The organism is Mesorhizobium sp. M7A.F.Ca.MR.176.00.0.0, from assembly GCF_004023165.1.
In the GTDB taxonomy this organism is placed as follows: Bacteria; Pseudomonadota; Alphaproteobacteria; order Rhizobiales; family Rhizobiaceae; genus Mesorhizobium.
The window spans coordinates 1-2,423 of record NZ_RZTC01000167.1; the positions used below are offsets into that span (position 1 = coordinate 1).

The 2,423-nt window shown below is 63.6% G+C and carries 3 protein-coding genes and 1 pseudogene; 2 read left to right on the forward strand and 2 right to left on the reverse strand.

Annotated features, from left to right (window positions below; translation table 11 throughout):
• Nucleotides 1-1,124 (forward strand): hypothetical protein (locus tag EOB59_RS32040; RefSeq protein ID WP_128290123.1); only part of this gene is annotated, 1,124 nt, incomplete at its 5' end.
• A gap of 60 nt (nucleotides 1,125-1,184) precedes the next feature.
• Here the strand turns inward: EOB59_RS32040 and EOB59_RS32045 are convergent.
• Nucleotides 1,185-1,283, reverse strand: coding sequence for a putative RiPP precursor (locus EOB59_RS32045; RefSeq protein WP_127326585.1), 99 nt, complete (start codon nucleotides 1,281-1,283; stop codon nucleotides 1,185-1,187).
• 214 nt (nucleotides 1,284-1,497) lie between these two features.
• Entirely contained in the window at nucleotides 1,498-1,587 is a 90-nt protein-coding gene (locus EOB59_RS32050; protein WP_128290124.1) for a putative RiPP precursor, read from the reverse strand.
• A gap of 171 nt (nucleotides 1,588-1,758) precedes the next feature.
• Here EOB59_RS32050 and EOB59_RS36965 point away from each other — a divergent pair.
• Nucleotides 1,759-2,423 (forward strand): annotated as a pseudogene (locus EOB59_RS36965) (WD40 repeat domain-containing protein); the annotation flags it as partial.

The window sequence follows — 2,423 nt, forward strand, 5'->3', positions numbered from 1 at the left end:
TGCTGTGGCGGAAGCGCAGCCGCCGCAAGGGACGGCGGCAGACCAATCCGGCTGCCGACTATGCCGTCCGTACCGAATGGAACGCCGGCGGGGGTATGCTCAATTACTCATCCTTCGTCTATTTCGATGTCGATCGCGACGGCAAATACGGCGCCGGAGACCGGCCGATGGCCGGGATCATGGTGCGGCTGTATGACGAAGCGGGCAAGCTCGCCGCATCCGCGCGCACCAACAATGCCGGCTTTGCCAATTTTCCCATGTCGGCGAAAAGCAGAAAGGCCGTGATCCGCAAGCCAGGCAACTGGCGCTTTGTGGTTTCGGTGCCGCCCGGCTGGCAGGCGAAAAGCGAAAATGACATTCAGTCCCGACACTTCATGCCGCTGCCGGGTTCGCCGGCCGGGATGGTATCGCAGGAGATGCTGCTGCCGGTCGGTCTGGCACCGCCGCGCCGCGTCAGCGGGCGCGTTGCCGGCGATGGACCAGCGACCCTCTCCATGTCGGGGAACGGGCACGTCCTGGAGACGCGGGCACTGGCGCCGGGTGCCGTCTTCAGCTTCGACCTGGCTGAAGAAGCCGACACGGTCAGCGTCAGCGGCGGCGGCTTGGAGCGGCGGCTGACGCTGTCGTCCTACTCGGCGGATCTCGGCCTGCTGTCGCCGCAACGCGCCGGCATCGACACTGATGCCGCCCTCGAAACGATCGATTTCGACGATGTGACGTCGCGCCCCTTCAGGAAAATTCCGGCTGGTCATGCCGGATTGACGTGGCGCAACCTGAATGCGATGGCCCGCGACTACACCAAGGACAGCCAGGGCTATGTCAATGGCAATGTCTCCGGTGACTATGTGCTCTATACCAGCAGCGGGCTGCCGGCCGAATTCAGCCGCGAACGGCCGTTCGGCTTTCACTCGGTCATGCTGAGCGCCGCCTGGCTGGCGTCGGAAGGGGAGGTGGCGCTGATCGAAAGCTGGCTTGGCGAGCAGCTGATTTCAAGCGATCAGATCACGCTGTCGGCGCTCACGCCGCTGCACTACGCCCCGATGCTCAAGGCTGTAACGCGTGTTCGCCTGTCGACGAAACACTATTGGCAAATGGTCGTGGACGATTTGGTCTTGACGCGCTGAGATTGGGCACGCCAAAGCGGAGCGAAATTTCGCCCCGCTTCAATCAGGTTATGTTGACGGTCAGCCCGGCACAATAATAATCGAGGCGCCGTTGGCCGCAGTGACCGCCGACAACCGGCCTTTTTTCAAGAACGATGGCTTCACATAGATCTTTTTCATATCAGACTCTCCTAAAATCCCGATCCGATGATGCCAGACTGCGGCCATCTGTCAACCATGCGGCTGAAATCGGTAAAACTGCAATAAATCCAAGGAGGAGCGGCAAGGCGCCCGCCCTCCAATTCTTGTTTACGCCATCAGGGATCGAAGGCCTTCGATGCTTTTTCTGGAATTGCTCCAGCGCCAGGCACGTTTCGGCCAAGAGTGTGCCAGATTATATCGTGGCGCTGGTCGAGCCGTTTGCCGTGACGGCTGAAAGCTTGTCCTTCTTGACGAGAGCCGGCTTCGCGTAAGTCTTCTTCATGGTAATCTCTCCTCATCCCTACGCGAGAATGGCAGATACGCAAGTTGTGTCAACCAAGCCGGGCGTCCACACGGGCTCTTGGCGACACGAGCTTGCGGCTGATAGTCTCGACGTCGACATGCGGGGCAACCGTCACATGGTGAGGGCCGCAACAACGCCCGAGGGATTTCAATGAACAAGGGTGCCGACAGATTGCTCGCGCTTGCCCTGGTCGTTGTCGCCGTAGGCTGCCTGGCGCGGATCTATTGGCCGGCAATCGGCGAGGCTTTCCTCTGGCGCGGCTTTTCAGGCCCGCCGATGGATCCAGCCTCGTTACGGCTGGCGGGGTTCCTGGTGGCGGCGTTCGCCTGCCTGCTTGGTGCAGGGCTGTTTTGGGCCGGCCTCTTGCCGGACCGGTCGGGCCAAGCAGCGGGCGCGCCGCTGTTTGGTCGCGCGGCGGAGATGCAGGACGCTAGCAGGCCCGGCCTGCGCAGAGTCTTTCTCGTCCTGCCATTGGTCGTGGTCGCCGCACTGGCCGCCGACCGGTTCGGCCCTTGGCATGAGGGCGGCGACATAGCCAGCGAGCCCGTCGAACCGAAGGCCGACGAACCCAACCCTGGCGAGCCGAAGGCCAACGAACCCAAGGGGCATGATGTCGCCAGCGCGCCGCCGGCCTCAGAGCCGGCAGCCCCACCGCCTGCACCAGCAGAAGCTGCTTCGCCGCCGGAGGCCGCCAATCCGCCTGCGGCACCGGTCCCACTGACGCCGCCGGCGCTGGTGCAACCGACCCCGCCAACGCTAGTGCCGCCGACCGCGCCCGCGCCTCCGGCGCCGCCGGAGGTCGCGGTCATTCCGCC

Excerpts from the sequence above, each read along its gene's own strand:
- EOB59_RS32045 (WP_127326585.1), bottom strand. The coding sequence starts at position 1,283 with ATGAAAAAGATCTATGTGAAGCCATCGTTCTTGAAAAAAGGCCGGTTG.
- EOB59_RS32050 (WP_128290124.1), bottom strand. The coding sequence starts at position 1,587 with ATGAAGAAGACTTACGCGAAGCCGGCTCTCGTCAAGAAGGACAAGCTT.